This is a genomic window from Streptomyces sp. MUM 2J (assembly GCF_022414535.1).
Taxonomy (GTDB): Bacteria; Actinomycetota; Actinomycetes; order Streptomycetales; family Streptomycetaceae; genus Streptomyces.
Map to the genome: position 1 here is coordinate 1 of NZ_JADWYM010000132.1, position 321 is coordinate 321.

Here is a 321-nt window from a genome sequence, read left to right on the forward strand (position 1 = left end):
ACAGCATCGGTGTCTCGAAGGACAGCGAGCCCTTCCACATCGTGCCGATCCAGTTGAAGAACTTCACGCCGGTCGGGACGGCGATCAGGAAGGTCATGAAGGAGAAGAACGGCAGCAGCACACCACCGGTGACGTACATGTGGTGCGCCCACACCGTCACCGACAGGCCGGCGATCGAGATGGTCGCGGCGATCAGGCCCATGTAACCGAACATCGGCTTGCGGCTGAAGACCGGGATGATCTCCGAGATGACACCGAAGAACGGCAGGGCGATGATGTACACCTCCGGATGGCCGAAGAACCAGAAGAGGTGCTGCCACA

1 protein-coding gene is annotated in these 321 nt (G+C 60.4%); it reads right to left on the reverse strand.

The genetic code is table 11. The annotated features are described in order from the left end of the window. Positions 1 to 321: cbb3-type cytochrome c oxidase subunit I (locus I3F54_RS31955; RefSeq protein ID WP_240122417.1), on the reverse strand; the 321-nt coding region annotated here is incomplete at both ends.